This window comes from Streptomyces sp. SolWspMP-5a-2, assembly GCF_900091845.1.
Taxonomy (GTDB): Bacteria; Actinomycetota; Actinomycetes; order Streptomycetales; family Streptomycetaceae; genus Streptomyces; species Streptomyces doudnae.
The window spans coordinates 1-1,460 of sequence record NZ_FMCI01000363.1 but is presented as its reverse complement, the minus strand read 5'-3'; the positions used below and the strand labels follow the sequence as shown (position 1 = coordinate 1,460).

Sequence of the window (1,460 nt, the reverse complement as noted above, 5' to 3'; positions counted from 1 at the left end):
GGTGGCGGTCGGCTCGTGCGCGGTGGTGGATACGGGCTCGTGCGCCGTGGTGGCGGGGGTGGTCAAGGCGGTCTCCTGGAGTGCGGTGGGTGCCGGATCAGGCACCTCCCACCTCAGCCGGGGTGCGGGCGCCGGACCAGACCCGGCGCTGCCTACCCCCAGCCGGGTCAGGCTCGCGCGCGCGGGGCGCCGCATACTCGGAGCCATGGACGGAAAGACGCGGCTCAGTGACTTCCTGCAGGCGCGGCGCTCCCAGCTCCGGCCGCAGGACATCGGCGTGCCCACCTACGGGGAGCAGCGCCGGGTGCCGGGTCTCCGGCGCGAGGAACTGGCGCTGCTCGCGGGGGTGAGCACGTCGTACTACACCCGGCTCGAACAGGGGCAGTCGCCCGGCGCCTCGCCCGAGGTGCTCGACGCGATCGCCGGGGCGCTGCGGCTGGACGACTCCGAGCGCCGGTACCTGCACGACCTGGCCCGCGCGGGCAGGCGCCGCACCCGCAGCCGGCGCCCCGCGCCGGAACGGGTACCGGAGGAGACACGCCAGTTCCTCGACGTCCTGGGCGACGTCCCCGCGATCGTGCTGGGCCGGCGCAACGACGTCCTCGCCTGGAACCGCATGGGCCACGCCCTGTTCGCCGGGCACCTGGACTTCGGCGCCCCCGACCTCCCGGCGGCGCGGCGCCCCAACATGGCCCGGCTGGTCTTCTTCGACCCGCACGTCCGTGACCTGTACGCGGACTGGCCGGACAAGGCAAGGGCCGTGGTCGGCAACCTGCGGCTGGTCGCGGCCCAGTATCCCGAGGACGCCGTCCTGCACGCGCTCCTCGGTGAACTCTCCGCCAAGAGCGCCGAGTTCGCGTCGATGTGGGCCGACCACCGGGTCCGGGCCTGCGCCGTCGCCCCCTACGAGATGCGCCATCCGCTGGTCGGGCCCCTGACGGTGGTCCAGCAGACCATGAGCAGCGGACGGGGCCCGCTCACGGTGGTCGCCACCACGGAGGCGGGCTCGCCCTCCCGCACGGCGCTGGCGCTGCTCGCCCAGGCCACGGGCGAGGGGGCCGGGCCGGGCGGCCCGGCGTCCGGGCAGACGGAGGCCGGGACCAGGCGGTCGGCCGGGACCGGCGGAGCGGACGCGGTCGCCGGTGCGCCGGTGCGCCGGTGGGCGGGTGGGCCGGAGTGAGGATCCAGGTGAGCACGGAACCTCGCCCGGGGCGACAGCGGCGGCCCGTGCGCCACACCTCCGCCCCTGCCTCCTGAGCCACTCCCCCGGCCTGGGCGTGGTCGGCCACCACCGTGTGGACCAGGCCGAGGACGGCGTGGCAGGTGGCGTCGTGGACGGCGGCGCCCGCCTCCTGCCACCTTCCTGCCCCTTCTGCCGCCCGGTCTAGTCGACGGTGACGACGACCGAGTGCCAGCCGGAGGCGCCGTCGGGGATGGTCGGGGCGCGCTTCTCGGTCTGC

1 protein-coding gene is annotated in these 1,460 nt (G+C 76.0%); it reads left to right on the top strand.

Going from position 1 to position 1,460, the window contains the following annotated elements; all coding sequences use genetic code 11:
* The first annotated feature begins 205 nt into the window (after window positions 1-205).
* Complete coding sequence (locus GA0115242_RS35995; protein ID WP_093835862.1) at window positions 206-1,180, top strand: helix-turn-helix domain-containing protein; 975 nt, start codon at window positions 206-208, stop codon at window positions 1,178-1,180.
* The last annotated feature ends 280 nt before the right edge of the window (window positions 1,181-1,460 follow it).

Bases quoted from the DNA above. Each gene is read 5' to 3' on its own strand.
- GA0115242_RS35995 (WP_093835862.1), top strand. From the start codon at position 206: ATGGACGGAAAGACGCGGCTCAGTGACTTCCTGCAGGCGCGGCGCTCC.